At 65.6% G+C, this 25,653-nt stretch carries 17 protein-coding genes and 1 pseudogene; 9 read left to right on the top strand and 9 right to left on the bottom strand.

Features of this window, described 5'->3' with window-relative positions; all coding sequences use genetic code 11:
• Window positions 1-411: 411 nt before the first annotated feature.
• Both AB0M74_RS00720 and AB0M74_RS00715 read left to right on the top strand, forming a co-directional pair.
• The gene (locus AB0M74_RS00720) at window positions 412-2,685 is read left to right on the top strand and encodes a molybdopterin-dependent oxidoreductase (protein WP_364900110.1); all 2,274 of its coding nucleotides are present in this window, start codon (window positions 412-414) and stop codon (window positions 2,683-2,685) included.
• A gap of 111 nt (window positions 2,686-2,796) precedes the next feature.
• Window positions 2,797-3,273, top strand: a complete 477-nt coding sequence (locus AB0M74_RS00715; RefSeq protein WP_364900108.1) for a nitroreductase family deazaflavin-dependent oxidoreductase — start codon at window positions 2,797-2,799, stop codon at window positions 3,271-3,273.
• Between the two features lie 854 nt (window positions 3,274-4,127).
• On the opposite strand, the gene AB0M74_RS00710 is transcribed toward AB0M74_RS00715, so the two are convergent.
• Window positions 4,128-5,021, bottom strand: a complete 894-nt coding sequence (locus AB0M74_RS00710; protein ID WP_364900107.1) for a LysR family transcriptional regulator — start codon at window positions 5,019-5,021, stop codon at window positions 4,128-4,130.
• A gap of 107 nt (window positions 5,022-5,128) precedes the next feature.
• On the opposite strand from AB0M74_RS00710, the gene AB0M74_RS00705 reads away from it, so the two are divergent.
• Window positions 5,129-6,289: an iron-containing alcohol dehydrogenase gene (locus AB0M74_RS00705; RefSeq protein ID WP_364900105.1), complete on the top strand. Its 1,161-nt coding sequence runs from the start codon at window positions 5,129-5,131 to the stop codon at window positions 6,287-6,289.
• 27 nt (window positions 6,290-6,316) lie between these two features.
• Window positions 6,317-6,943, top strand: a complete 627-nt coding sequence (locus AB0M74_RS00700) for an NAD(P)H-dependent oxidoreductase (protein WP_364900103.1) — start codon at window positions 6,317-6,319, stop codon at window positions 6,941-6,943.
• Between the two features lie 145 nt (window positions 6,944-7,088).
• On the opposite strand, the gene AB0M74_RS00695 is transcribed toward AB0M74_RS00700, so the two are convergent.
• The 5 genes from AB0M74_RS00695 to AB0M74_RS00675 form a co-directional block, all read right to left on the bottom strand.
• Window positions 7,089-11,615 carry a hypothetical protein gene (locus AB0M74_RS00695; protein ID WP_364900101.1) on the bottom strand — a complete coding sequence of 1,509 codons (4,527 nt, stop codon included), beginning with the start codon at window positions 11,613-11,615 and terminating at the stop codon, window positions 7,089-7,091.
• Window positions 11,616-11,620: 5 nt separating this feature from the next.
• Window positions 11,621-15,502, bottom strand: a complete 3,882-nt coding sequence (locus AB0M74_RS00690) for a LysM peptidoglycan-binding domain-containing protein (protein WP_364900099.1) — start codon at window positions 15,500-15,502, stop codon at window positions 11,621-11,623.
• A gap of 529 nt (window positions 15,503-16,031) precedes the next feature.
• Complete coding sequence (locus AB0M74_RS00685; RefSeq protein WP_364900097.1) at window positions 16,032-16,892, bottom strand: class I SAM-dependent methyltransferase; 861 nt, start codon at window positions 16,890-16,892, stop codon at window positions 16,032-16,034.
• Complete coding sequence (locus tag AB0M74_RS00680) at window positions 16,889-17,233, bottom strand: VOC family protein (protein ID WP_364900095.1); 345 nt, start codon at window positions 17,231-17,233, stop codon at window positions 16,889-16,891. Before AB0M74_RS00680 ends, AB0M74_RS00685 begins: the two co-directional genes overlap by 4 nt.
• Window position 17,234: 1 nt before the next feature.
• Window positions 17,235-17,405 (bottom strand): CopG family transcriptional regulator, encoded by a 171-nt coding sequence (locus AB0M74_RS00675; protein WP_364900093.1) that lies wholly within the window; start codon window positions 17,403-17,405, stop codon window positions 17,235-17,237.
• Between the two features lie 664 nt (window positions 17,406-18,069).
• On the opposite strand from AB0M74_RS00675, the gene AB0M74_RS00670 reads away from it, so the two are divergent.
• Complete coding sequence (locus AB0M74_RS00670) at window positions 18,070-18,276, top strand: hypothetical protein (RefSeq protein ID WP_364900091.1); 207 nt, start codon at window positions 18,070-18,072, stop codon at window positions 18,274-18,276.
• 200 nt (window positions 18,277-18,476) lie between these two features.
• Window positions 18,477-20,534 (top strand): hypothetical protein, encoded by a 2,058-nt coding sequence (locus AB0M74_RS00665; RefSeq protein WP_364900089.1) that lies wholly within the window; start codon window positions 18,477-18,479, stop codon window positions 20,532-20,534.
• A 56-nt stretch (window positions 20,535-20,590) separates the two neighbouring features.
• On the opposite strand, the pseudogene AB0M74_RS00660 reads toward AB0M74_RS00665, so the two are convergent.
• Window positions 20,591-20,965 (bottom strand): annotated as a pseudogene (locus AB0M74_RS00660) (DUF4158 domain-containing protein); the annotation flags it as partial.
• Window positions 20,966-21,399: 434 nt separating this feature from the next.
• Here AB0M74_RS00660 and AB0M74_RS00655 point away from each other — a divergent pair.
• Together AB0M74_RS00655 and AB0M74_RS00650 are read left to right on the top strand one after the other, a co-directional pair.
• On the top strand, window positions 21,400-22,065 hold the full coding sequence (locus AB0M74_RS00655) for a HEAT repeat domain-containing protein (RefSeq protein ID WP_364900087.1): 666 nt from the start codon (window positions 21,400-21,402) through the stop codon (window positions 22,063-22,065).
• 15 nt (window positions 22,066-22,080) lie between these two features.
• Window positions 22,081-23,103, top strand: coding sequence for a MerR family transcriptional regulator (locus tag AB0M74_RS00650; protein ID WP_364900085.1), 1,023 nt, complete (start codon window positions 22,081-22,083; stop codon window positions 23,101-23,103).
• A 130-nt stretch (window positions 23,104-23,233) separates the two neighbouring features.
• On the opposite strand, the gene AB0M74_RS00645 is transcribed toward AB0M74_RS00650, so the two are convergent.
• Window positions 23,234-24,055: a transporter substrate-binding domain-containing protein gene (locus tag AB0M74_RS00645; RefSeq protein WP_364900083.1), complete on the bottom strand. Its 822-nt coding sequence runs from the start codon at window positions 24,053-24,055 to the stop codon at window positions 23,234-23,236.
• Window positions 24,056-24,226: 171 nt separating this feature from the next.
• Between AB0M74_RS00645 and AB0M74_RS00640 the strand changes: the two genes are divergently transcribed.
• Window positions 24,227-24,772: a GNAT family N-acetyltransferase gene (locus AB0M74_RS00640; protein ID WP_364900081.1), complete on the top strand. Its 546-nt coding sequence runs from the start codon at window positions 24,227-24,229 to the stop codon at window positions 24,770-24,772.
• On the opposite strand, the gene AB0M74_RS00635 is transcribed toward AB0M74_RS00640, so the two are convergent.
• Window positions 24,736-25,395 (bottom strand): TetR/AcrR family transcriptional regulator, encoded by a 660-nt coding sequence (locus tag AB0M74_RS00635; protein WP_364900079.1) that lies wholly within the window; start codon window positions 25,393-25,395, stop codon window positions 24,736-24,738. The two genes, AB0M74_RS00640 and AB0M74_RS00635, sit on opposite strands and share 37 nt — an antisense overlap.
• Window positions 25,396-25,653 lie beyond the last annotated feature (258 nt).

The following is a 25,653-nucleotide window of genomic DNA, read 5'->3' as shown; positions in this document are numbered from 1 at the left end:
CGGTGTGGTCGGGGCATGACGCTACGGCGCTTGTCGAGGTCGATGGTGACAGCGGTTCCGGTGCCGAACCAATAGTGTTGTAGCTCTTGGATTTTCGCCCGTGTCGGGCGACCGTGCAGATGTAGGGCCAATTCGCCGTAGTCGGTGCGGTGGACTGTTTCGCAGAGGGTGGTGCGGGCGGGACAGAGTTCGTCGGGGTCGTTGATCCGGCGTGCGGTGCCGGTGTAGTTGCCGCCGCGAATGCGCAGTTCGACATGCGGATCGGCGCGGATGTCGAGCAGCCAGCTGCTCGCGGCTTCAGGCCGTCGGCGCTCGACATGTTGTCCATGTCTTTCAGGATCCGCCGGTGTTTCGGAACTACGGGACACTTGGTGGAAGCGGGAGCTCCGGTATGCGGGCTACGGTGGTGTGATGGCCGGGCATCTGACGCATTGGGGAGTGTTCGAGGCTGATAGTGACGGTGAGCGGCTGACCTCGGTGCGGCCGTGGCGTGGTGATCCGGAGCCGATGGCGTTGATCGACAATGTCGCCTCGGCGCAGCATCATCGGACGCGAATCGACCAGCCGTATGTGCGTAGGGGGTGGCTGGAACAGGGGCCGGGGCCCGCTCGGCGCGGAGACGAGCCGTTTGTTCCCGTGTCGTGGGAGACCGCGGTGGGTTTGCTTTCGGGTGAGCTGGGTCGGGTCTATCGCGAGCACGGTGCGGAGTCGGTGTACGGCGGGTCTTATGGGTGGGCGAGTGCGGGGCGGTTCCATCACGCGCAGAGTCAGGTGCATCGGTTCCTGAACTGTCTCGGTGGGTATGTGCGGCATGTGAACAGTTACAGCCTCGGCGCGTCGAGTGTGCTGTTGCCGCATGTGATCGCCGATATGTCGGTGCTGGACGGGCATGCGACGGCCAAAAGTGTGCTCGTGGAGAACACGGAGTTGATGGTGGCCTTCGGCGGGTTGTCACCGAAGAATTCGGCGGTCTCTCAGGGGGGAGTGTCACGACACAACACGCGGACTTGGATCGGTGCGGCGCGGGCGCGTGGCTGCCGGTTCGTGTCGATCAGCCCGCTGCGTGACGATATCCCGGCCGAAGCGCAGGCCGAGTGGCTGGCGCCGCGACCGGGCAGCGACGCGGCGCTGATGGTGGCGTTGGCACAGGTGTTGGATGCGGAGGGGTTGGCGGACAACGACTTCCTCGACCGGTACACCGTCGGTTATGCGCGGTTCGCCGGCTATCTGCGTGGCGAGCGGGACGGGGTCGTGAAGGGGCCGGAATGGGCGGCACCGATCACCGGGCTGGCTGCCGGTACGATTCGGGCGTTGGCGCGGGACATGGCCGCGGCGCGGACGATGGTGACCGTGAGTTGGTCGTTGCAGCGTGCCGAGCACGGTGAGCAACCGCTGTGGCTGGGGGTGGTGCTGGCGGCGATGCTCGGTCAGATCGGTTTGCCCGGTGGCGGTTTCGGCCATGGGTACGGGTCGACGGCGCATGTCGGTGAGGCTGCATGTGCCTATTCGGTGCCGAGGTTCCCGCAGGGCCGCAACGGTGTGGACACATTCATCCCGGTCGCCAGGATCTCCGACATGCTGCTGAGCCCTGGTGCGGACTACGACTACGACGGTCGGACACTGACCTACCCCGACATCAGGCTCGTGTACTGGTGCGGCGGGAATCCCTTTCACCACCATCAGGATCTGGCCAGGTTGCGTGCGGCGTTCGCGCGCCCGGAAACGGTGGTTGTGCACGATGCGTTCTGGACCGCGACCGCCCGCCATGCCGACATCGTGCTTCCCGCGACGATGTCGATCGAACGTGACGACTACGGCGCTGGGCAGAACGATCGGGTCTTCTTCCCGATGCCCGCGCTGACCAGGCCGCACGGGCAGGCGCGCGACGATTTTGCGATCTTTGCCGAGTTGGCCGAAACCCTCGGTGTCGGAAAGGAATTCACCGAGGGTCGCACGGCGCAAGAATGGTTGCGGCAGCTGTATCGGGAGTGGCAGACCCACCGCGGTGACGAAGTCCCGGACTTCGAGGTGTTCTGGGACAGCGAGCAGCTCGAGCTTCCGATACCCGACCCCGATCAGGTGTTGTTCGCGCGGTTCCGGTCCGACCCGGAGCGTTTCCCGTTGGCCACGCCCAGCGGGAGGATCGAGATATTCTCCGAAACCATCGAAGGTTTCGGCTATCCGGACTGTCCTGGGCATCCGGTGTGGATGGAACCGGAGGAATGGCTCGGCGGGCGGGCGGCGGCACAATTCCCGTTGCAGCTGATCGCCAATCAGCCGCGCACGAAGCTGCACAGTCAGCTCGACATCGGCGCGCACAGTCGGTCCGCGAAAATTGGTGGGCGAGAACCGGTGCGGTTGCATCCCGACGATGCGGGTGCGCGCGGCATCGGCGACGGCGATATTGTGCGGATCTTCAACGACCGAGGCAGCTGCCTGGCGGGCGTCGTTGTCGATGACGGGGTGCGCGTCGGTGTCGCGCAACTGTCGACGGGCGCCTGGTATGACCCCGACCCCGCAGATCCCAGCTTTTGCAGGCACGGTAACCCGAATGTGCTCACCTCAGATCGCGGCACCTCCCGGCTGAGTCAGGGCTGTACCGGTCAGCTCGCGCTGGTGGAGATCGAACGGTTTGCGGGCACCGTGCCCGAGCTGGCAGTCGACCGTCCACCCGCGATCTCCTAAGTGTGTTGCCCGCCACCTTTAACGAGCCGGATCGAGGGTAAGGCAGTGAAGGTGGTCTCAGTGCGCGCTTCGCTGCGCTCGTCGGGTGCCGATGTCTGTCAGGATTCGAGGATGGTGTCCAATCCTTTGCCCGCTGTCGCCCGATGGCTCGCGGCGCGACGCTGGGTCATGCGCACAGCGCCGGTGGTGCTGTGGCTGGAGCGTGTGGTGCGCCGGGTGAGCGGCGGCAAATGTGGCATCCTCGATCTGGCGGGGCTGCCGTCGATCGAGATCACCGTCATGGGCCGCAAAACCGGGCTGCCGCGCACGACGTCGTTGTTGTATGTGCCACACGAGGAGAACTTCCTGGTCCTGGGGTCCAATTGGGGCAGCGCGAAGCATCCGGTGTGGTCGGCGAACCTGCGTGCGGCGAGCACGGCTACCGTGCGGACGAAGTCCGAACAGCTCGAGGTCACCGTCACCGAGATCACCGGAGCGGACCGTAAACGGGCTTGGGACCTGGCCGTGGAGTTCTGGCCCGGCTATGAGATGGAGTGCGAGCTCTCCGGTGGCCGCGAGTTCCGCATTTTCGAACTTCGACGGGTCTGAAGTCGCCTGATCAGCCGCGGGTGTGGCCATAACCCGGGGTTCCGGCAGGCCGCGGCGCAGGTGCTCGAAGATTGATCCCATTCGGATTCACCCTGCACCCAGACTTGCGGGTGCTGCTCGAACGATACAACGGAGTCATCGAGACCCAGCGCGGCGATTGCCTCGTAACTCCTGCCGCACCGGCACGGGCTTCTCGATACAAGCCAGGTCGCCAAATCTCACCGGATGTACATCGAGCTGAACCAGACCCTGAAGGTGTAGGGGTGGTGATCCGAAAACGATCCGCTCGGCCGCATGCAGCAGTGGGCATCGCGCATTCCAGCGATGCCGGTGTCCTGTTCATTGATCATCGCCCGGGACCGACCTACGGTCAGGTCTACGAGATGGGCATCGACTCAGGGGACGTCGACTCTATGGGGAGCGACCCTCATCGACTTCATCGCCGCTCTGCCGACGCGTTCGGCAACACGACACCCTTCCGAGACTATTCTCCCGGGGTGATGCATTCTGAACTGTCCGGACAGGCACTCATGGAGTGGGCACTGTAGTGGCTGTTCGGAGCGTGTTCGAGGCCGCGGAGGCCGGAGGTCTGGGTGGTCGGAACAGCGTGTCGCGCACTCGCAGTCCCGGCTGATCTGCGGGAACTTCCGCAGATGCGCCAACGCCTCATCCGCGAACACTCGCGTCGCCACGAACCGACCTCCGGCACCCTTACCAACATCATTGGCAGCCGAGCCATCCAGCAAACACCACCACCGCAGGTCGAATCAGTGAATCAACCCACGTCCCAAGCAGCTACGCCGTATCCGCTGTTTTTTCGAGGTTTGCTACCGGAACCCCAACCCGTGATGTGGCTAGTGGCGAGGTATCAGGCCGTCCTGGGTCGCCACGAGGGTGCGGAGCATCGCGATCGTGGTCCGCACCCGGGCGAGCCGGTGCAGGTCCCGCGGTACGACGAGCCAATATTTCCGTGTGACGGTGACCTCCTCGGCGAGGACGCGCTCGAGCCGCGGATCGGAATCGCCGATATAGCGAGGCAGAACGGCGATACCCAGGCTACCGGCGGCGGCGGTCCACTGGCCGGTGATGTTGTTGGTCTGAATGCTCACGCGAAGCCCCGGGAGGATGTCATCGAGAATCCGGAGGGCGGGAATGTCGAGCAATGCGTCGACATAGCCGATCAGTCGATGGTCGCGCAGGTCGAGCACGCGAGTGATGCGGGGATGTGCGGCAAGGTAGCCGCGCGTCGCGAACAGTCCCAACTGGTAGTCCGCGAGTTCGCTGACTTCCACGGACCTCGGTGACGGCGGCTCGAGGGTGACCGCGATATCGAATTCCCGGGTCGCGACGACGTCCTGCCTTGTCGCGGTAACGATTTGAATATCCAGGTCGGGATGCTGTGCGCACAACTCGGCCAGATTCGGTGCTAGGAGGAACGCGCCGAACCCATCGGGAGTGGCGATCCGTACCGTGCCCGACAGACGGCCAGCCGTCGCGATGCTGTCCATGGCGGCCAGCAGGGCCGACTCGACCGCCTCGGCGTGGGCCAGCAGGCGGTATCCCGCGTCGGTGAGTACCCATCCGCTGGGCGCCCGATCGAACAGGCGGATTCCGAGTGAGCGCTCGAGCGCGGCGATTCGGCGACTTACGGTCGTGTGATTGACGCCCAGCCGCTGCCCGGCGGCAACGAGCCGGCGAGTTCGGGCAACCTCGAGGAAGTACCGGAGAGAATCCGCATCGATCACCATCGAATGCTAACGGGCTGTGCGAAGACGCACAGCGCTGTGCTGATTTAGTGATTGCGATCTGCGACATGTCGCATGAGACTCGACCGGAGTAGGAAGGAGATTCGACAGTGATCGCACACCTCGCACTACCGCGCATCCTGCGCCTCGGCGGCGGCGCGGTCCGTGAGATCGGTGACGTGGTCGCAAGTCTCGGGCTGACCCGCCCGCTCGTGGTCACCGATTCGTTCCTCGTCGGCACCGGCGCGGCGGAGCGAATGATCAAAGACCTCACGGCCGCTGGAGTGTCACCGAGGCTGTTCGCGGATACGGTCGCCGATCCCACTACCGATTCGCTTGCCGCCGGTGTGCTCGCCATCCGCGAGCACGGCTCCGATTCGGTGATCGGATTCGGTGGCGGCAGTCCGATGGACACCGCCAAGGCGTTGGGTTTGCTCGGCCGGCAGGGCGGGCAGATGCGGGACTACAAGGCTCCGCGCGCCAATTCCGGTCCGGCGCTCCCGGTCATCGCGGTCCCGACGACGGCCGGAAGCGGCTCGGAGGCAACGCAGTTCACGGTGATCAGCGACAGTTCCGGTGGCGAGAAGATGCTGTGCGTCGGGCCCGCGTTCCTGCCGGTCGCCGCAGTGATCGACTACGAGCTGACGGTCTCGATGCCGCCGCGTCTGACGTCCGACACCGGTGTGGACGCACTCACCCATGCCATCGAGGCATACGTCAGCACGAAGGCGAATCCCTTTTCCGACAACCTCGCTCTCGTCGCGATCGGCACCATCGGTCGCGTGTTGCGCCGCGCCTACGCCGATGGTGACGATCTCGAGGCCCGCGAGCAGATGATGCTCGCCGCCACCACCGCGGGGATGGCGTTCTCTAATTCGAGTGTTGCTCTGGTACACGGGATGAGCAGACCGATCGGCGCGCATTTCGGTGTCGCGCATGGTCTTTCGAATGCCATGCTGCTGCCGGCCGTCACGGCGTTCTCGGTTCGCGCGGCACCGGCCCGCTACGGCGACTGCGCCCGCGCGCTCGGGGTGGCCACCGGCCTCGACGACAATGCCACCGCGGCAGGCAATCTCGTCTCGGCGCTGACCGAGCTGTGCCGAGACCTGCGAGTGCCCACGCCAGCGACCTACGGAATCGACAGTGACCGGTGGCACGAGCTGATCCCGGTCATGGCCGAGCAGGCGCTGGCCTCGGGTTCACCCGCCAACAACCCGCGTGTCCCGGCCGATACCGAGATTCGCGGCCTCTACGAGCAGATCTACAGCTGAATCCCACCGACACCTTCGAGGATTGTCATGACACGTTTGCTTCACGTCTCGGCTTCGCCGCGCGGCGAACAGTCCGAATCGATCGCCTTGGCCGGCAGCTTCCTGGCCACCTACCTGGATGCCCATCCGGACGCGGTGATCGACGAATGGAATCTCTGGGAGACCGATCTTCCGGAGATGGGACCGGCCGCCGCGCAGGCGAAGATGAACGCCCTCACCGGCACCGCCCTCACCGACGCTCAAAGCGAGAGCTGGAATCGGGTGCTGGACACCTTTCGCCGCTTCGACAGCTACGAGCACTATCTGTTCAGCGTGCCCATGTGGAATCACGGACTGCCCTATATCCTCAAACATTTCATCGACGTGATTTCTCAGAACGGCCTGCTGTTCGCCATCGACCAGCAGGCCGGGTACCGCGGCCTGCTCACCGGCAAGAAGGCCGTTTCGGTCTACACGGCCGCCGTCTACCACCCCAACAGCCCGGACGAGTTCGGCGCCGACTTCCACGCCAGCTATTTCGACTATTGGCTGCGTTTCGCTGGCATCACCGACACGGCGCGCATCACCTTCTACGCCAATATGTTCGACGACGACATCGACACAGTGCGCCGGCAGGCCCACCAAGCGGCCGCCATTCTGGGCAATGGCCTCTGAACCGCATTCCCGCCCGCGCCGACCGACATCATGGGCAGCTGGGCCACCCACCAAACATTCTGCCCCGCAGCATGAACCGGCACATCGGCCTTCCACAGCGCAGAGTCGAATTTCGTTGAAGTGTCGGCGACCACTCCCGAGGGCCCTACAGGCTGAAGTGATCGGCGTATACCAATCGTTCTGTGGTGCCCGGAGTCTGCTCGCCGGGCACCGGGTCGGCGGGCAGCACCTCGTATTCCTCGACCTGTACCCGCAGATCGTCGGATGTCCCCGGTGTCAGCAGCTGCTGCTCGGGCTTCAGGGGCAGCGCCGCGGACCAGGTCGCTTCGAAGGACCCGAGGCGTACGCCGGCCGGCTCGCACGGCACCGAGACGATGTCGACCCAGTCGATGTCGGAGCCGGAGGCCGTGTTCCGGGCCTGCAGCGTCGCCACCACCCGTCGCGACTTCGACAGCGCATTCCGGAAGGTGTCGCGGTCGGTTGGGGGTGTGGGTCGGTCGGAGTCCGGCGTCGCGGTCACGGCGGTCACACCGGTTACGCTGACCCGTACTTCGCCGTCTTCCGGTCGGCTCAACGTGCCGATTCGCTCTGGTGGCAGTTGTACGAAGTCTGTAGCGACGACCTCGGAGAACGCCATGCCCGGAATCGAGTTGGGTTGATACCGGGCGACCGACAAACGCAGGAACGGCCAGATCGCGTGTGCGGAGTCCAGGACCACGTCGACGAACCAGCGTTTGCGCTCCTTATGAAACTCGGGGCGGAACGCATAGGCGTTGATCACCTTGTCCCTGTCCTCGGGTTTGTCGGACTTGCGTTCCCTGACGACGTGCGCGACCGGGCGACCCGGTTTGTCCTGTGGTACCAGCGTCAATTGCACCGCACGTTGCTCCCACGCGGAAAGCACCGGCACCTCATAGGTGTTGCGCATCTCGGGGCCGGCCAGGATCGGGTCGCGCGCCCACAGGCTGACCTCGTCGTCTTTGCCCTTGGCGAGCTCGGGATCGCCGGTGGTGAGGATGGCCAGCATCTCGCCGTCGCCGCTGGAGTACCACGGCCGGTCCAGCCAGATGCGGACACCGCTGCGCCGAATCCGCCGGACAGCGAAGGGGTGTTCGGGCTCGGTCGTCTGCTCCCACAGGAACATCGGGATCACATCGCGTACCACTGGTGGTAGCGGCGGCGCCGAGCTCGGGATGTTCACCGCGACCTCGTTGCCCGCCGACGCCTCGTCATCGGCGCTGGGTAGTTCGCTGGGCAGGAAGAACTCGCGGTAGCGTGAGATGCCGTGTAATCGGTAGTGCACGGTGCGGGCCTTGGTATCCGGCAGGCTGTGGATGGCGGTCCGGACGCCCATTTCGGTGATCCGCGTGCCGACCTCGTGCCCGCGGTCCAAGAGCGTGAACAGCGACCCGCGCTCGTGTTCCTGGATACGATGATCGACAACTATCGCTTTGGTGCCGCTCAGCGCGGGTTCATCGGTGGTCGGGTCGTCGACGAGGTCGTCCCATCGTGCACGTAGCTCGATCTTCTCGGTGCTGGCGCCGTGCACCTCGATGACACCGTCGAGGTCGGCGGTCACAACGTTGGCGTTGCGGGGTCGCGCCTTCAGTCGCGAGATCATCGGTGGCGTCGCAGGCCGTGCCGTGGCGTGCACCAGCCGCAGATCTTCATCCGGGGTGAGCCACCACAGCCAGCCGTCGCGGGCGGCGCGGGCGAGGGTTCGGCGGTCTGTCTCGGGCACCGCGGGGTCGTGGACCGGGTGAAAACGCCAGAGCGCCATCTTCTCCAGATGTTCGGGGTCCAGCGTCGTCGAGAAGGCGACCGCGACCTGCTCACCGGGTGGCAGACCGACGTGGATGACGTTACCGTCCTGGCGCGCATCCAAGCGGGGCGCGTTGTGGACCACCAGTCGCAGCGGCTGTAGTTCGGGCCATACACCAGCGTATTTGATCGTTACCGTTTGCAGCAGACGTGGATTGGCGAAGCGGTGATCCGCGCCTGCCTCGTAGAACATCAGCGCCACGCCGTCGGCGAACGGGTCCGGCAGGTAGGGCAGCACGAGGTTATCGACGTCGTGGGCGATGTATTGACCTTCGGCGGGCTGTACCTCGGGATCCTGGATCTCCGCGAGGGTTTTGAGCCCGGTGGCGTTGGGTGCGGCCAGCAGCGAGATGCCCGGTTGTGCGATGCTTCCGGTGGGTGAGTTCAGGTCCTGAATTCGGGTGTGGAAGAAGTTGCCCCGTTCCTTCAGCGCGGTGGCGTAGGCCCGGACATGCTCGCCTGCGCGCACCAGTGCATCGAATCGACCGTCCTGCTCGGCTTCGAGCTGGCTGCCTTTCGGCGGTGCGAGGTGGCGCTGGCTCAGTCCGGGTCCGTCGGTGAGCCCGGTCCGGATCACCATGCGCTGCAACGACTCTCCTGGCGTGTACGCCACCCGAGGGACCAGTGTCGGGGCGACTATCGGGTCCCAGCGCAGAAACTGCCGTGGCGAGCTGACCGTGTTCGGGTCGCCGGAATCGGTGAACAGGGCGGCCAGTTGTTCGGGGGCGATGTCCCACTGGGGGTGGGTCCGCAGCGATGTCGCGTTCTCGACCACCGATGCGGTCGCGCGCTCGACCTCGCCGCGCATCCCGTCGTCGGTGAGCGCGCGCGGAGCTGCCATCTTCCTGGCCTTCAGTGCCGCGAGTAGTCCCTTCTGGTCGCGTTGCGCGGCCTCTGCGCGCAGCGCGTCGAGGTGTGCGGATGCGGCGGCGACGGTGGTGTCGTGTGGGTCTGTGGTGGGCAGCGGATCCATCGGGACGCTGTTGCCCGCCAGGTCGACACCGGCGATGCGGAAGGAGTAGCGGCGGCCGTAGCGCAACGCAGGCAGCGACTTCGGTGTTGGCGTGGAACGGACCTCGAGGCCGGGGGGTTGCGCGTCGTCGGCCACATTTTCGGGCTGGTCGGTGATGTGCTCGCTGCCCGCGTCACCGTGCCTGCCGTCATCGTGGATGACCATCCGGCCCGGTCGCGGCGCGGACAGACTCCATCCGTCCCAACCGGCGAGCACTTCGTGGACGTAGTACGGGTGGGCGTCGTTGCCGGGGGTGCGGCTCAGCGGCGGATTCTGCAGATAGCCGATGTCGTAGAGGGTGGCGACGGGCTGGTTGCCGAATGTCGCGGCGACTTGCCGCCGGTGCAGGTTGTGCCACAGCCGGGTGGCGTCGTCCCACACCTCGACGCGGATGCCGCGCAGCAGCTCTTCGTAGTGGAACTGCTCGCGTGTCTGGGGTGTCCCTGGTCGCTCCACGACCGGTTCCATGGCCTCGGCCTTGGCGATGCGTTGTCGCAGCTCGTTCGGGCGGCCGAGTTCGGCGAGGGAGAATCCGGTGGCGCGCAGTCCTGCGGGGGCGAAGGTGGCGCGGTCGCCGTTGAGTTCGATTGCCAAGGCGCGCACCACACTACGGAGCAGTTGCTCGAGCGACAGGCCTGACGCGTCGGGGTCGAGGTCCATCACGCGGTAGCGCGTGGGGTCGCCGAGCGCGAGCCGCCCGGCGCGCCACCGATCGGTCTGTGGAACCGCCAGGAATCGTGAACCCACTGTGGTGCAGAGAGTTTCGGGAGACAGGTACTCTTCGGCCCCGTTGATGATCACGTCGCACCGGATCGTGGTGGCGGTACGTAGTACGGCCGGATCGTCGACCCGAAGGTCCACGACTAAGCCGAGCGTGCGGGCCAGTGCGGGAACGTTACCTGCGGATGCCGCCCGCTCGTGGAAGTCGGGTGTGGGGTGTGGGGTGCGGGGGAGCTGCGCGCCTGCGGTGGGCCGCTGCTTGTGCGCTGTCTGCTCCTCGGGGCGGTTGTAGTAGCGCTGGGCGGCGTGTACATCGCGCAGCATCGCCAGGATCGGATTGTCGTCGACGGTTGGGTCGTTGAGCAGACCGTTGAGGAACTCGGTGATCAGCTTGTCGATGTTGTCGGGGTCGAGCAGAGCCTCGATCGGCGACTGCCAACTGCGTGGTGGTCCTGCCACGTTGACGATGACGCCGCCACCATCGCCCTCACTACCGCCGGTGTCCGGCCCGATGGTCGCTGGATCCGGACGTGTCGGAGCGACCGCGTCGCGGGCGGCGCGGTCGCGGTCGGCAATGACTCCATCCCGGTGCCGTGTGCGGCGAACGACATAGTTTTTCAGCCGGTCGACCAGGCCACTGACGCCTTCGATGCCCCCGAATACCTTCAGCACTTCCTCGGCGAGCGGGTTGCCGACTACTCCGGGCCTGCTGACCGGGCACGAGCAGTTCGACGCGTAGTGCGCTTCGAGGGCATGATCGGGAGTTCGGTGTGCGGGGTAGCTGTTCCACGGCACATCGGTCAGCGTGGGTCGGGGATAATCCCGTACGGCGGTGGTCGCCGGAAACGCTGTCTGCCAGGCTGTGTCGTTGGGTGGAACGATCCGTGGGTCACCGGTCGGCGCGAGCAACGGCGTGCAGGCGATCGGTACCACGCTGGTGTCGGCAAGTAGGCGAATTCTCGCGGTGCGCAGTGTGGCGACCCAGTTCAGCATCACCGGGTAGTCGCCGAGCCGACCGCCGCCCTCGAGGCGATGGGAGAAGAACAAGGACACGTGGAACGGGTCCGCCGGATCCACCGAATAGGGCAGGACGGTGGTCATCACCCGGGTGGTAGCCATGGGGGTCACACTCCGATCGCGAATGACGAGAAGTACTGGTCCCAGAGCGCCTGTCCGCCCTGGGCCGGGGGCATGATGTCGGCCAGCGCGGGATCGCCTTTGGACCCGGCAAGTTTGCGCTCACAGGTGACTTCGACCGACGCGGAGAAGAACAGCACCTCGACTTCGATGCGCAGGCTGGCGCGGCCGATGAGCTTGCCGGTGTCGAAGTGATAGGTCAGCGACAGCTCGAGGGTGATCGACGCGGAGGCGATGCCGAGCACCTCCACCTCGCCACGGATGCGGAAGTATCCGGTCAGCTGGCCCTTCTTGTCCTCCAACCGCAGGTACACCCCGATCATCACCGACACCGACCCGGAGGCCACGCCGAGGTCGACGCTCAGCGCCGCGCCTGCCTCCAGTCCCATCTCCAGCATCACCAATCCCTTGGGCGCCAACCGGATACCGACCCAACCGCCGCCGCCGATCGCCGACACCGTGAGCCGGAAGGGCGACTCCTTGCTGCAGAACCCGAACCCGACCGTGACAGCCTCGCCGAGGAAGGGCACCCGGCAGTCGGCGGCCAGCGTGATGTTCTCCATGGTGAACACGCCGACGGCGACGCTGGGCAAGGCAAGGTCGAAACCCGCGGTCGCGCCCTCGGCGGTGATGTCGACATATGGCGGATCGGCGAAGCCGTCGAACGGAATGAGCTGTCGAAGTTTTTCGATGAATCCGAGTGCGCCGAGGAACTCCATGCCGTCGAATTGGACGTCGACCTCGGGCTTGCCGCCGGTAGCGACCCGGAACCCGATGCGCCCGAACGTCATTGCCATCAATGGCTCGCCCGGCAGCAGCCGCAGCTGGAAGTTACGCAGTTGGGCGCTGACGTCGGACTGCGGCTCGCCGGTCGGACCGGTACGGATCTCGACGGCGATCGCGAGTGCCTGCGCCGGGTCCTTGGGCAGGAAGACCGCGTTCTTCTCGATCTGCTCCGGGGTGGGGTCGGGGGGTCGTTGGGGCCACCAGTCCTTGATTTTCGGGGTCCAGTCGTAGCGGATAGTGGAGTTCTCCAGCGGCGATTGGAGGGCGGCAACGAGTTTCGCGGTGTCCTGCACGGTCTGCAACGCGGCATGCAGTGCTTTGTGCGGTCGTTCGATCAGAGCCCGAAGGTAGGCCGCGATGAATGGGCTCGTGCGCAGCGTCTCCACCGTGTCGAGGGCCGCCAGGATCCGGCCTGCCGCGTCGGCCGCGGGATTGGCACCATCGGTGGCGGGTGGGCCTTGGTTGAGCGCATCGATCAGCGGCTGCACCGCGTTGGCCGGTAGCGCGTCCAGCGCCTGCTGAACCTGGTTGCGCAATTCCTGCAGCCGCTGCCCGGCCCCGGCGGTCGTCGTGGCGGTCAGGTCCGCGTCCAGCGTTTCGCGCGCTTTCTCCAACGCCTTGACGAGCTCAGCGAAGTCGGCGCCGACCGAGCCGATCAGGTCGAGTTGTTCGGCGATGAGTTTCGGTGCCTGCGCCAGCGGTCCGGCGAGGAGGAGTTCGCCGAGGTCGAAAAGGCCGAACAATTTGGGCAGCGCACCACCCAGGAACGCGGCCGGATCGAACTTGCCTGTCGTGATGCCTACACCGGGCGTCTTACCCGCGTCGCCGACCGCACCCTGTGAGCGGGACAACGCGTTCACCGCGACGCTGGGCTCGATGAATCCGCCGCCGCGGTCACTGCCGCCTGCGAAGTCGAGTGTGCTTTCGCTGTCGAGGGTGAGGAAGATTTTCGCGGGGTCCGCAGGCTGGAAGCCGCCTTGCACATAAGCCGATGGGTATCGGACGGCCACCGGGCCACCGCCCCGGTTCACCGCTGCCAGCGCCGGAATCGTGATGTGCGCCCGCACCATCCACGGGGTGCTGGTAAACCGGTCCGCATCGCCGGTGAAGTCGATGTACTGGGCGCGAGCGGTAGTGTCTCCGGGTGTCTCCCATGGGCCGAACGCGACCTCCGCGCCGCCGACGTCGATCACACCGGCGATCTTGTTCCACTCCTTCAATGCCTGGCCGAAGTCGGCGGGTGGAACGGCCAGCAGTGGTGTCATCATGGCGATCTCGCGGCCGGCGTAGTCGATGCCGGTGACTTTCCAGCGGTAGCGCTGACTCGCAACCATCGGTACGAACACCTTCGTTCGGTCGACCACCTCATCGAGATCCGGCGACACCACGGGGGCGATCGACACCGATGTGAACGGCAATCGGAAGGGCTTCACGTACTCGAAGGTTCGAGTGTGCTCGCGCAACACGATGAAGTTCCGCTTGAGCAGTCGGGCGGCTCGATTGCCTTCGGCGGCCTCGATCTTGCGTTCGGTGATCTCTACCAGCGTGCCGCGATGTCCGAAAGGATAAAGATAGACCGGTGTTTCGACCCGTACATAGCTGTCGCGACCCATCGGCGCCAGGTGCCGGTACGCCGACAGCGGAGAGTCCGGGTACTCCTCGACCCGGGGCCAGGCGACACGCCAGTCCACCCACGCGCCCAGCGCGCTCAGATGCAACTTCTCGACATGCAGCGGTTCGGGCTCGATGACGCCCTGGCCTCCGACGACGGTCGGGTCGGCGGTCTGACGGACGATGGCCTTGCGGTCTGCCGCTTTCAGTGAGCCGAAGTCCGGGGTCACGCTCTCCTGTGGGTCGAGGTCGCGCGCCCACACCGCGCGTACTGTTCGAGCAGCGTCCTCGTCGACCTCGACGAACGTGCCGTCGACGGTCTTGCGGATCCCGAGTCGGGACTGCCACAGCTCTACGCGAGTGGAATCCCCTGGCGCCGTTGCGGCGTCGATCGCGTGGATGAATCCGCCCGTCGAATCGGGTGAGACGATGAGCCGATAGGGTGCCTCGATCGCGGTCTGGTCGGGCGCCGGTGCCGTGGGCGCCACGGTGGCCTGGGGTGGGCGGCGCTGCCCGTCCTTCAGCGGTGGTATCGCCAGCGGCGGTACCCGCAGTCCCAGTGTGGTCAGTGCACTCAACACACCGGACACGGTGAACGGCAGTTCTGTTCCTTTGGGCAGCTCGAACACCACTCGTGAGTCGTCGGCTGCCCGGGCCCGCGCCACCAGCGGTTCCGGTGTTCCGGTGAACGTTGCCTCCTCGTATATGTTCTGCACGCCGAAGCGGATGATGATGTGTGCGTCTTCGATGACCGCGACCAGGCGCGGGCCGCGGGGGTGATCGGGAGTGGGACCGGGCTGACCGTTCAGCTCGGGGATGACGAGAACTTGATCGGGAAAGATCGAGTCCGGGTCGAGGAGGTCGTTCGCCGCGGCGATCAGGTGATACTTGAACGGGTCACCATAGAATCGCTGCGCGAGGTCCCACAATGTGTCGCCGGATACCACCGTGTGAGTGAATGGCGCAGCGGGCGGAGGCGGTGCCGGCCGCGACGGGATGATCAGCGCCTGGCCCGGGAAGATCAGGTTGGGGTTGGGGATCCGGTTGGCGTCGGCGATCAACGGGAACAGGTGCGGGTCGCCGTAGAACCGTTGCGCCAGGTCCCACAATGTGTCGCCGGATACCACAGTGTGGGTGGTCATCGCGGGGACCGGCGGACCTTCGTCGGTGTGGACTCGGCATCCGATCGCCTCACATCGCAGGTTCAATAGATCCGCCGGACGCAGTAGCCGGAAAAGGATCGGACGCGGGGGCGGTTCGGATTTGGGCCCGGGCGCAGGCTGCGGCGGCGGCGGAGGCGGAGGTGGGGGCACGAGGTCCGGTATCTGCAAATTCTGGCCCGGGAAGATCAGATCGGGATTGGCGATTCCGTTCGCTTGGGCGATGATCGGGAATTTCATCCCGTCGCCGTAAAACCGCAGCGCGATGCCGAACAGTGTGTCGCCATGCTCGACGGTGTAGATCTGAGGCATCGCGCACCTCCTGCGTTGATGGTCGAGGGTGTGCCCGAAAATACGACCGCGACGCCACGCACACACGAGTAGCCGCTACTCGAATCCCGACGTGTGGACTTCCGCTCATGCCGCACAGTCCGAACCGGCCACCGAGTGTCCGCAAGCGCGGCGAAGTTCGAAGTCGCGGTATGCGACATTCGGGTTCGGCGATGCGGCGAATCTCGACGACGACATGGTCTCGAGACCGACTGCTTTCGGCATTGACGACGTCGGGTGCCGCCGACGAGGCAAGGATCGGCGAGCACGTGAAAAAGCGGTGAGCTGAGCACCGAGCAGGCCACGGCGTCCCACTCTGGATCAGTCGGCCACAGCACACTGTTGTGCTTGTACCGCGCCCGTGAGATGGGCGCGGTACAAGCTTCGGCGGTCGCCGGCGCGGCGACGGCGATGAGGTCCTGCCGAGAGGCAGCAAGTGGCGAATATTGTTCGGACGGTACGGTTTCGAAGGACTACATCCGCGCGCCGCGACCTCGGAACAGTTGCGACACTAGGACGTCGCCACCAGAATCTGCTCCGACTCGGTGGGGTGCAGACCGTCGGCGCGGTCGGCGAAGTAGCGACGGTCGATGTCGCTGGTCGAAATGTGCTGGGTGGCAGCGAAACCCGCGTCCTCGGCCAGCGCCACGATCTCGTCGGGACCGAAGAAACTGATGAACGGAGTGCCCGATGCGCGGGCACCTTGCTCAACATATCGGCGCAGCTGTTGTTCCTCGGGGCCGACGAGTTCGAGCGGCACCATGAATGTCGTGGCCAGAGTGGTGCCGGGCGCGAGCTTCGCAATCTGGCGCAGGGTTGCGATATTCGTTTCCTTGGTGAGGTACATGGAGACGCCGGTGGATGCCACGACCGCCGGGCGGTGCGGGTCGAAACCGGCGGCTGTCAGCCGATCACACCACGAGTCCACTTCGAAATCGACGGGTACCAGACGCAACCAATCCGGGATGTCGTATCCGAGTTCGGCGAGGCGTTGTCGCTTCCACGCTTGGGGGCCGGGTTGGTCGATCTCGAACACCGTCAGCCGTGCGGCGAGCTCGGGCCGGCGTTGTGCGAAGGTATCCAGTCCGGCACCGAGTAGCACGTACTGATCTACGCCATGCTCGATCTGTTCAGCGAGGAGGTCCTCGATGAAGCGGGCCCGGGACACGATGCCTGCTCGCATCTGACTGGTGGCTTGCGGGTCCATGTCCGGGCGACTTCGCCAACTTTCCTCGGGTGAGGCCAGCCGCAGACCTATTTCGTCGTGGAATACGTAAGGGGGTGAATCGATCTGCACGTGCATCGCCCGCCACAGCGCGACCCGGATCGCGGTGCTATCCGGGGCGACCTGCTCGTCCGGCATGGCGATCATTGCTTGTCCGCCGGTGCTTGCAGACTCCAGAGTCGCCCGTCCGGGTCGCGGACGGTCATCTCCTGGGTGCCGTAGTGGGTTTGCTCGAACTCGGTGACGATATCGACTTCGCCGCCGGGGCGGCTCTGGGTGCCCGCGACCTTCAGAACCAGCTGCGTGCGCGGTTGCCGAGTCGCAGGGACCTCGGCAACGAAAACGGCGGGACCGTCACCGTTGCGGAACTGGCCCGAGTTGTGGTCGGTCTCGAATTCCACCTCGAATCCCAGCTCCTGCAGGAACTTGGCCGCCTTGCCCCAATTGTGGGTCTCTAGGAGCACGGCTTCGATACCTTCGGTCGTCATATCAATCCTCTCCTGACGATGACTGCCGGTGGGCGTCGTCGAGGTATGCCCGCAGCGCGTCGGCGACCAGTGCCGACAATGACATTCCCGACTCGATCGACTGATATTTGACCTGCTTGATCAGTCCGATCGGCAGGTAGACGTTGAACTGCTTCACATCCTCGTCGCCCACGAAAGTGATGCTAGCATGCTAGCAATCTAGCGCCAATGCTAGGTTCGCCTCTGGGCTGAGCCATACGCGGATCTCCGGAGGCGAATCTGGTGACTCGGGGTCCCGGTAGAAACGGCGCGGAAACAACGGATATGCCGCAACTCGCCCTCCTGGCTGAGCGGTGGGTTGTTCGGTGACCGCCGGGCTGGTGTCTGTTTTCCGCTGAGGTGTAGCAGTTTCGGGTGCTCTGAGGCTCTTTATAGGTGAAGGGTGCGGGCCGAAAGCGAGTGCCTGATGATCGATTCTGAGATGGAGATGTCCGACGACGAGCACCGCCGATTCATGGAAGCGCTTCGTGGTTATAGTCGGCTCCGATCCCGCCGTTGTCACCGCAGCGCGGCGCGCCGCCGACACCGCCGCGGTCGTCGCCTGACACCGTGCCGCTCAGGCCGGGATCATGGCCGCCGCCGACACCATGCCCGACTGCGGGCGGACCTGATCCTCATCACCAGCGACGGCGTGCACAAACCAGTGGGCGACCGGATCGGGGCCTGATCGGCGCTCACGTCGACGATGCTCAGGCGCTTGCCGATGCCTTGGTCGAGGCTGCCGTGAGTACACCACCCGACCACCCTGGCGTTCCCGACAACGCCACCGTCGCTGTTCTTTCCAGGCCCAGAAGGTGATGCGCCTTCTAGAGGACACCAGTTCATTGGACATCGAGCACTATAAGCAGCCAGGGGAGCTGTGGGCCGAAGGAATCGCATGGTTCTTCACACGCGGCCCAGCCGGTCCTGCCGATGGCGCCGCATACTTCAATACTGTTGAGGCGGGAAATCTATTGCGGAACTACTACCGTGGGTTCATGGGGGAGTTGGGGGTCGCGCTGTGAGCATTACCGCACCGTCGACGCTCGACGCCGAGCGTCCGAGAATCGTTGGTGCATGCAGGCGTTCGGAGTCGCCCGGTGCCGGTCGTGCCGTTGCCACAAGTGACCGTGGGGCACGGGCGATTCCACAACAGCGCGGCATGAGCGCGTCACCCCCGCGGCCGGCATCGAGATGTCGGTGCGGTGGTAGCATAGTGCGGGTTATGTTCGCTGGATTGCTCGATATCGATTGGTCTTCACTACAACACGCCTACGGTCCGGCCGGGGATGTGCCGGAGATCCTGCTGGGCTTCTCGTCGGAAGATCCGTGCGAGCGGGAGATTGCTCTGGATCGGTTTCTGGGGGCGGTGCACCACCAAGGTGATGTCTATGATTCGACGGTCGCGTGTTTGCCGTTTCTGTTCGAATTGATCACGGACACTTCCATTGCGGACCGTGGGCCGGTGGCAAAGCTGTTCGTCTCCATCGGCGAGTCCGCCGCGGCGAGAGACGCGGATGACTCCGACAAGTCCGAGAAGCGCGCGCCATATGCGCAGGCGCACTTGGCTATCCAGGACCGCGCCGAGGACTTTGTGCCGCTGCTGGCGGATCGGGATGCCGAGGTACGGTCGGCGGCCGCCGCGGCGCTGGCGCTGTTTTCGGCCGACACCGAACATGCGCTGGCATCGTTGCGGGGACAGCTGGAATCGGAGCCCGAGATCGAATGCCGCATCGCGCTGATCCGTGCCACTGCCGACGTGGCTTTGCGCGCCGACACCTCGTCCGTTGCCGACTGGCTGGGGCGGACTGCCGTCGATGCCGACGATCCCGGCACGCGCCTGGCGGCGCTGGTCCATGCCACACGGCTGGCGCCGGAGCAATGGGTCGATGACCTCGGCGCGAAAACCGTTGCCCTGCTGCAAGAGATCAGTGAATTTCCCGGCTACACCGCCGCCCCGCCGGACGACCGACCGTTCACGCCGACCCTATTCGGGATGCTGCGTGAGCTCGCTCCGAAACAGGCGGCCCGTGCCGATGAGTGGACCGGGGATCTTCTGCGCGAGTTGGACAAAGCGCTCACCGGACGCACGGCCGATCGCATCGCGCTCCTCGAACACCGTCTGTGTGACCCGGATCCGGGGCGACGCGTCGACGCGCTACACCTGAGTGATTGGCTTATTCAAAGTTGGCGCGGATCGTTCGAGCATCTGATCGAGATGATCGGCGGTCGGCTCCGTGCACCGGAGCGCGAGGTCCGCCATGCGGCGGCGGAAGTATTGTCGGACACCTACAATCTGGCTGCGCCGGCAGCGGACGCCCTCGCCGAGCAGGTGATCTCGGCCGGACCGGAGTCGTGGTGTCACCCTGACGAGGAGATTCAGGCCCACTATCGGAGGATGTTGTGCGCCTTGGCCCGGCTCGGCGACGCGCGGGCCGTTCCCGGAATGGTCGCGGCACTGTACAACGGTGACGATACGGGACGGCTCGTTGGTAGGTTGGGCGCATATACCGCGCACCGCCACGAGTTCGTCCCTGCTCTCCTGGAGCAGGTCGCCGAGACCACACGGGAACTCGGTAGCGGCCGTGGTTCGGCGCTCGACAACCTCCTCACGGCTGTTGGTTGCCTCGGCGTGTACGAGGCGCTGCCGGATGTCAAGCGGATACTCGATGCCGCGATCCGAGCCGAGCACGACTCGATTGTGTACAAAGCCTTGTACCCACTGAAATACTTCGGGCCGGCAGCGGCCGCTGCGCTGCCGATGGTCGGTGAGCTGATGCGGAGTCCGAACCCGAGTGTGTCGCTGCGCGCGGCCGAGACAGCGTGGTCGATCACCGGCGACAGCGACCTGGTCGTGCCGGTGGTGCGGTCCTGGCTCGGTACCGAGGAGTCGGATCAAGCGGCGATGGTGGCCGGGCAGATGGGCGAGCACGGTGTGCCGTTGGTCGAATCCCTGCTTCCCCTGCTGGCCTCGGACGAGAAGTGGGACAGGATCAAGGCCGGGGAGGCGCTGGTCCGCATCACCGGGGAAGCCGTACCGGTGCTACCGGTTTTCGCGGCTGAGTGGCAAGAACAGACATATGGGCGCGACAGGATCGCCGAGTGTGTGGGCATGCTCGGCGCGGCGGCCGAATCGTTTCTGCCCCTGCTGCGTAATGAGCTGGCTGAGCCGCGACGCCTTATCGCGCGTGCGGGCCTTCACATGTCCGGCTTTCTCGAGAAGGACGAGGAGCTAGTGACACTCTGCGCTTCGGCGATCGACCGAATCACCACGCAGGTATAGGCACGTGATCGGGGCCCCGTGAGCGCTGAGGTTCGGGTCTACTACTCGAAGATGGATTCGATGACGGCGGCTTGCTCGAACGTGCGGCCGGACAGATACTGCGCAACCAACCGCAGATGCTCGGTACGGGTCTGCGCCCGCCGACCATAGGAACCGATATCGGTCGCATCCACCTTCAACTGCTCGGCCAGCCGCGCCACCGCCACCGGCGGCGCAGTCACCACCCGGTCCGGCACGAACCCCAGCCACGGCAGGGTGCACAGGGCCACCGCCAGGCCCAACCGTTCCGCAGGGCCCCGGCCGCGGCCGGGATCCACGAACGCCAGGTCCGCCGGGGTCAGCGTGAAATACCGGAACAGTTCCTCGCGGCTGATCTCCGGGAACCCCCGCAGACGCTCCAGCTCCTCGTCCGCGAACACCCGCGTCGCCACGAACCTCGACCTCCGGCACACCAACCGACATCATCGGCAGCCAAGCCAAGCACCAACAGCACGGACCCGCACCCGGAACGTGAAAACTGCCCTCTAACGGGGCTATACGCCATACCGTTGTTTTCCGCGCCGTTTCTACGGGGACCCCGACTCCGTGAACCTTCACGCACAGGGTGTCGGTCACGTGCTGCCTGGCTGTCGGCGAAGCGGAGGCGGTATTTGTTGGACGTCAGGCCGATGAACGCGTCCGAAGTGCCCGCAGAATCCGGCGCGCGTGCGGCGAGCAACCGGGCTCGGACCCGCACGCCTTCCTTTCCTGGACGAGCGCAACCAGCTGCCCCAACCCGTTTCGATACCGGCTCGGCGCGGCGTGGCTGTGACTCCAAGGCTTGACCCTGACACAGTGACAAGGATTTGAGTGGTCGACGAAGGAGGTGGTTGCCTTGAAAACAACCAACCATGGTGAGCCGGATGCTCGCCTCGTCGACGCTCTCGCCGGTGCCGATTCGTCGACTCGACTGCGGGCGGCGCTCTCGGCCGGCACACTGGGCGATCCGCGTCTCGCGCAGGCCCTCGTCGCCCGGTGTGCCGTCGAACCGGACTTCTTCGTCCGGGACATGCTGACCTGGGCGCTATGTCGTTTGCCTGCCGCGATCACGGTACCGAGACTGCTCGGGGAGCTCGGGTCCGACATCACGCAGGCCCGCAGCCAGGCGCTGCACACCCTGTCGAAGGTCGGCGACCGGAGTGCCTGGCCTGCGGTGTCGACACTGCTGCACGATGAACACGACGAGGTCGCGCTCAGTGCGTGGCGGGCCGCCGCGGTGCTTGTTCCGCCCGGCAAGGAGGGTGAGCTCGCCGCCGATATGGCGACCGCGCTCGGACGGGGTGATCACCATGTGCAGCTCGGCCTGAGCCGTGCACTGGCGGCTCTCGGAGCGGCCAGTGCACCCGTTCTGGATGTCGCCATGGCAAGTCCCGATCCGCGCGTTCGTGCTCATGCAGAGGCCACCCAGCGGCTCCGTCGCGACCCTGACAGCGGGTTCACCCTCTCGCTCGAAATGGCCACGCGCGTCGCCGTGACGGGTCTGGACGCATAGAAGGAAGGCGATGGGATGTTGATCGGTGAGGTCTCGCAGCGCTGCGGCGTCAGTACCCGCATGCTGCGTCACTACGACGCACTTGGTCTGGTGAAACCGACCGGCCGCACATCCAACGGCTACCGCGAGTACTCCGCCGACGACATCCGTCGCCTCTTCCATGTCGAGTGCCTCAGAACCCTGGGACTGTCGCTGAACGAAGCCAAGCGGGCGCTGGACGAGCCCGACTTTGCGCCGTCCGAGCTGGTGGGAGAGCTCATCGGGCATACGCGAGCGCGGATCGCCGCCGAGGCGGAACTACTCAGGAAGCTCGAGCGCGTCGACGCGGCCGCGCCCGCGCAGTGGGCGGACGTCATGGGCATCGTCACGCTGCTGCGCGCTCTCGAATCGGAGTCCGGGGCCCGCCGTCAACAAGCGGTGCTGTCACAGAACGAGGGCGCGTCGCTGCCCGTCGAAGCGCTGGCCGCGGCAGCGCTGTCGGAGCATGACCCGAATGTCGCCGGAGCACTGCGGTGGTCGTTGGCGCGGGCAGCCGGTGAAGGGTTGACGGATCTGGCGATCGGTCTGGATTCGGCGGTGGTCGAGGTCCGGCGTCGGGCGACTGTCGCGATAGCGGCAGTGCCCACCGCTGAAGCAACGGTGCTGCTGAGGAGGGCTCTCGACGACGGCGACGTGATGGTGCGAAGCCGGGCAGCCCTGGCTCTGGGCTCCCGGCATGTCGCCGATGCGATACCTGTCCTCCTCGGGATGGTCGTCGAGGGGCGGTCCGATGTCGAGGCCGCTGAGGTCCTGGGAGTGCTGGCGGAGGTCGCGGCCGCTGCCGACGTCATCGTCCTGGCCATGCAGGACAAGCTCGACAACACCGACGATGCCCCGACGCGTTTGCGGATCACGCAGGCGCTCGCCGAGATTCCCGGCGTTGCGGCACGGGGGGTCCTCGCCGAGCTTGCCGACGACGGCGACCGGACGATCGCGGCGACCGCATCTGCGATCGCGCACACTCTAGATCGTCGGAAACGGCAAGGCTTCCGCAATTGATCAACGCAGGCACGATGACACGGATGTCGCGAGGTTCCTCCACCGCCTCGAACCGCGCCGGATTCTGCTCGGCGCCGGACTTCGTTCAGTTGGGTCAGCACACACCATGCGCGCCCATCTTGCGGGTGACTCAGTTGCCGCTGGTGGGTGCGTCCTCGCCGATCCATCGGGCGAAGGAGCGGTCGACGGCTCCGGTGGCGAGTTGGGTTGTCAGCCACGCGTTCACGGTCGTGGCGAGGACCGCGTCGTTCTTCTTCAGCAGGAACACCTTCTGGAAGGAGTCGAATGGACGCTCGGGGTGCAGGACCTGCAGACCGGGGTGGTTGCGGACGCGGTATCGGCCTTCGACCGAGTCGGTGACGAAGACATCCACCCGACCCTGATCGATTTCGTCGAAGAGGGTGAGGTTGTCGTTCCACAGAGTTAGTTGGGCGTCGGGGAAGTTCCTGCGCGCGAACGCTTCGTTGGTACCACCGCGGTTCGCGATTACCCGCACGCCGGGTTGATTGATCTGCGCGATCGTGGCGTAATCGGCGCCGCTCGCGCGCCGCGTGATCGGGGCTTTTCCATCGGTGCCGTAGGAGATCGAGAAGTCGGAGAACCCGCGGCGTGCCGGCAGGTCGGAGATTCCGCCGACCGCGACATCACACTGCTGCGGCGCGAATTCGGTTGCCAGCGTTGCCCAGGTCACCGGGATGAAACGGATCGAGCGGTGCAGCACATCGGCGAAGCCTCGGATGAGTTCGATGTCGATCCCGATGTATCCGCCCGCGCCGTCGCCCACTGAATACGGCGGATAGTCCCCCGGCGTGCACACTCGCAATTCGTTTGTGGCGGGCAATTGGCCCGGTTCCTGCGCCGTCGCGGGGATCGCCACTACCGTGACGACTGTCCAACCCGCTATGAGGGCCGTGATTCGCCGCAGGCGGGCACGCGTGTGTTGTCCGAGCATCCTGAGGAGATTACCGGCCGAAGGGGCGCGGGCTCTGATCCTTCGGCCCGGTGCCGGGAACTTCGCCAGCCCGGTCGGCACTTCTCGGGCGACTTCACGAAAAGCGCTGTGGCGCACTGCCGAATCGCGGGGACACTACGAGACGACGCGATGTTCGGCACAGGAGTGGTGATGGTCGGAGAATCCCGAGCGGCAGTTCTGGTGGAGGTGGTTTCGCCGGGGTTGCCGACACTGCGGGCGCTCGCCGACGGCGACGTGGGTGTTGCTGCACGGACCTCTGGGCTGCCGATGATCGCTTATCTCACCGAACCGGATCTACGGCGGGCGTGGGGGTTGCGCTACGAGCAGGTTCGGGCGGACTCGTCGGTGGCCGCGTGGACGACGGGTGTGGTGCTGGACCGGCAGCGAGGAATCTGTGTGGGGTGCGCCGGGTATCACGGTCCACCGGATGCGCGTGGCATGGTCGAAGTCGGGTACGCCATCGACCCGCAGTATCGGCGTCGGGGGTATGCGCGGGCGGCGTTGGAGGTGTTGCTGGATCGGGCGGCGCGTGCGCCGGGCGTGCGTGTTGTTCGTGCATCGATCGGGCAGGACAACCAACCATCTCTGGCGTTGGTCAGCGGGTACGGCTTCGTGCGGGTGGGTGAGCAGCTCGACCCGATCGATGGCGTGGAGTTCGTTTACGAAGTGGCCGCGCGAACGGGTCGGCTTCGGTAGAGCGGTCGACTGAGATCGGCGGCCCAGACCGAGGTTCGGGCCGGCCACATGCGCAGGGCGAGTTCGGAGATATGGCGGAGATCTTCGTGGCTGCAGCCGTTGGCGGCTTGGGTGGCGATGCCGTCGATGATGGCGGTGACGAAGTAGGCCAGGGCTTTCGGGTCCGCTTCGATCGGAAGATCGCCTTCGGCGCGGGCGCGTTCGAGGCGGTGACACAGTTCCTCGGTGCTGGCGGTGCGCCGTGCGATGACTTCGTCTCGGATCGTGTCGGTGTCGGGGCCGCAGGCGTGTGCGTGACTGACGAGCAGGCAGCCGCGGGGTGTATTCGGGCCTGTGGTGAGCGCGATCGTTCCGGACATCAGTGCTTCGGCGACCTCGACCGCGGTGGGGCGATTCAACGCGTGTGTCGCGAACGCGCGGGGGCCCCCGACGTAGCGGTCGAGGACTTTGCGGAAGAGATCCTCCTTGTTGCCGAACGCGGCGTAGAGGCTGGGACGGTTGATACCCATCGCCTCGGTCAAATCCGAGAGCGCCGTGCCTTCGTATCCTTGCCGCCAGAACAGTTCCAGCGCCCGGTCGAGAGCAGCATCGGCATCGAACTGTCGGGGCCGTCCGCCCACCATCGCGTAACCTCCAAATTTCGATACCCCTCGGTACAGTGCCCAACCGGCCGGATGCCCAAACCTCCCCGCATACGACCGGTCGAATGTCCGATTGACAGTAGTCGACGCATGGTCTAGCCGATCGGCATCGGTGCACAGAGCGGGGTTGTCGTGATGGAGGACATAGTGTGCGGCACCGGCATCGATCATCCAGTGCCGCAGGTTGTTCCGTGGTTGTGTCGGTAGCGCCCGATAAACTGGGTGCATTGCTTCGGCGGG

Origin of the sequence: Nocardia sp. NPDC051463 (assembly GCF_040681975.1) — a bacterium.
GTDB lineage: Bacteria > Actinomycetota > Actinomycetes > Mycobacteriales > Mycobacteriaceae > Nocardia.
The sequence above is the reverse complement of the archived record's forward strand: the minus strand, read 5'-3'. Positions and strand labels throughout refer to the sequence as shown.

Bases quoted from the DNA above. Each gene is read 5' to 3' on its own strand.
- AB0M74_RS00670 (WP_364900091.1), top strand. From the start codon at position 18,070: ATGCGCCTTCTAGAGGACACCAGTTCATTGGACATCGAGCACTATAAG.
- AB0M74_RS00715 (WP_364900108.1), top strand. From the start codon at position 2,797: ATGGTGTCCAATCCTTTGCCCGCTGTCGCCCGATGGCTCGCGGCGCGA.
- AB0M74_RS00640 (WP_364900081.1), top strand. From the start codon at position 24,227: ATGGTCGGAGAATCCCGAGCGGCAGTTCTGGTGGAGGTGGTTTCGCCG.
- AB0M74_RS00665 (WP_364900089.1), top strand. From the start codon at position 18,477: ATGTTCGCTGGATTGCTCGATATCGATTGGTCTTCACTACAACACGCC.
- AB0M74_RS00720 (WP_364900110.1), top strand. From the start codon at position 412: ATGGCCGGGCATCTGACGCATTGGGGAGTGTTCGAGGCTGATAGTGAC.
- AB0M74_RS00645 (WP_364900083.1), bottom strand. From the start codon at position 24,055: ATGCTCGGACAACACACGCGTGCCCGCCTGCGGCGAATCACGGCCCTC.
- AB0M74_RS00690 (WP_364900099.1), bottom strand. From the start codon at position 15,502: ATGCCTCAGATCTACACCGTCGAGCATGGCGACACACTGTTCGGCATC.
- AB0M74_RS00680 (WP_364900095.1), bottom strand. From the start codon at position 17,233: ATGACGACCGAAGGTATCGAAGCCGTGCTCCTAGAGACCCACAATTGG.
- AB0M74_RS00695 (WP_364900101.1), bottom strand. From the start codon at position 11,615: ATGGCTACCACCCGGGTGATGACCACCGTCCTGCCCTATTCGGTGGAT.
- AB0M74_RS00685 (WP_364900097.1), bottom strand. From the start codon at position 16,892: ATGATCGCCATGCCGGACGAGCAGGTCGCCCCGGATAGCACCGCGATC.
- AB0M74_RS00700 (WP_364900103.1), top strand. From the start codon at position 6,317: ATGACACGTTTGCTTCACGTCTCGGCTTCGCCGCGCGGCGAACAGTCC.
- AB0M74_RS00635 (WP_364900079.1), bottom strand. From the start codon at position 25,395: ATGGTGGGCGGACGGCCCCGACAGTTCGATGCCGATGCTGCTCTCGAC.
- AB0M74_RS00710 (WP_364900107.1), bottom strand. From the start codon at position 5,021: ATGGTGATCGATGCGGATTCTCTCCGGTACTTCCTCGAGGTTGCCCGA.
- AB0M74_RS00650 (WP_364900085.1), top strand. From the start codon at position 22,081: ATGTTGATCGGTGAGGTCTCGCAGCGCTGCGGCGTCAGTACCCGCATG.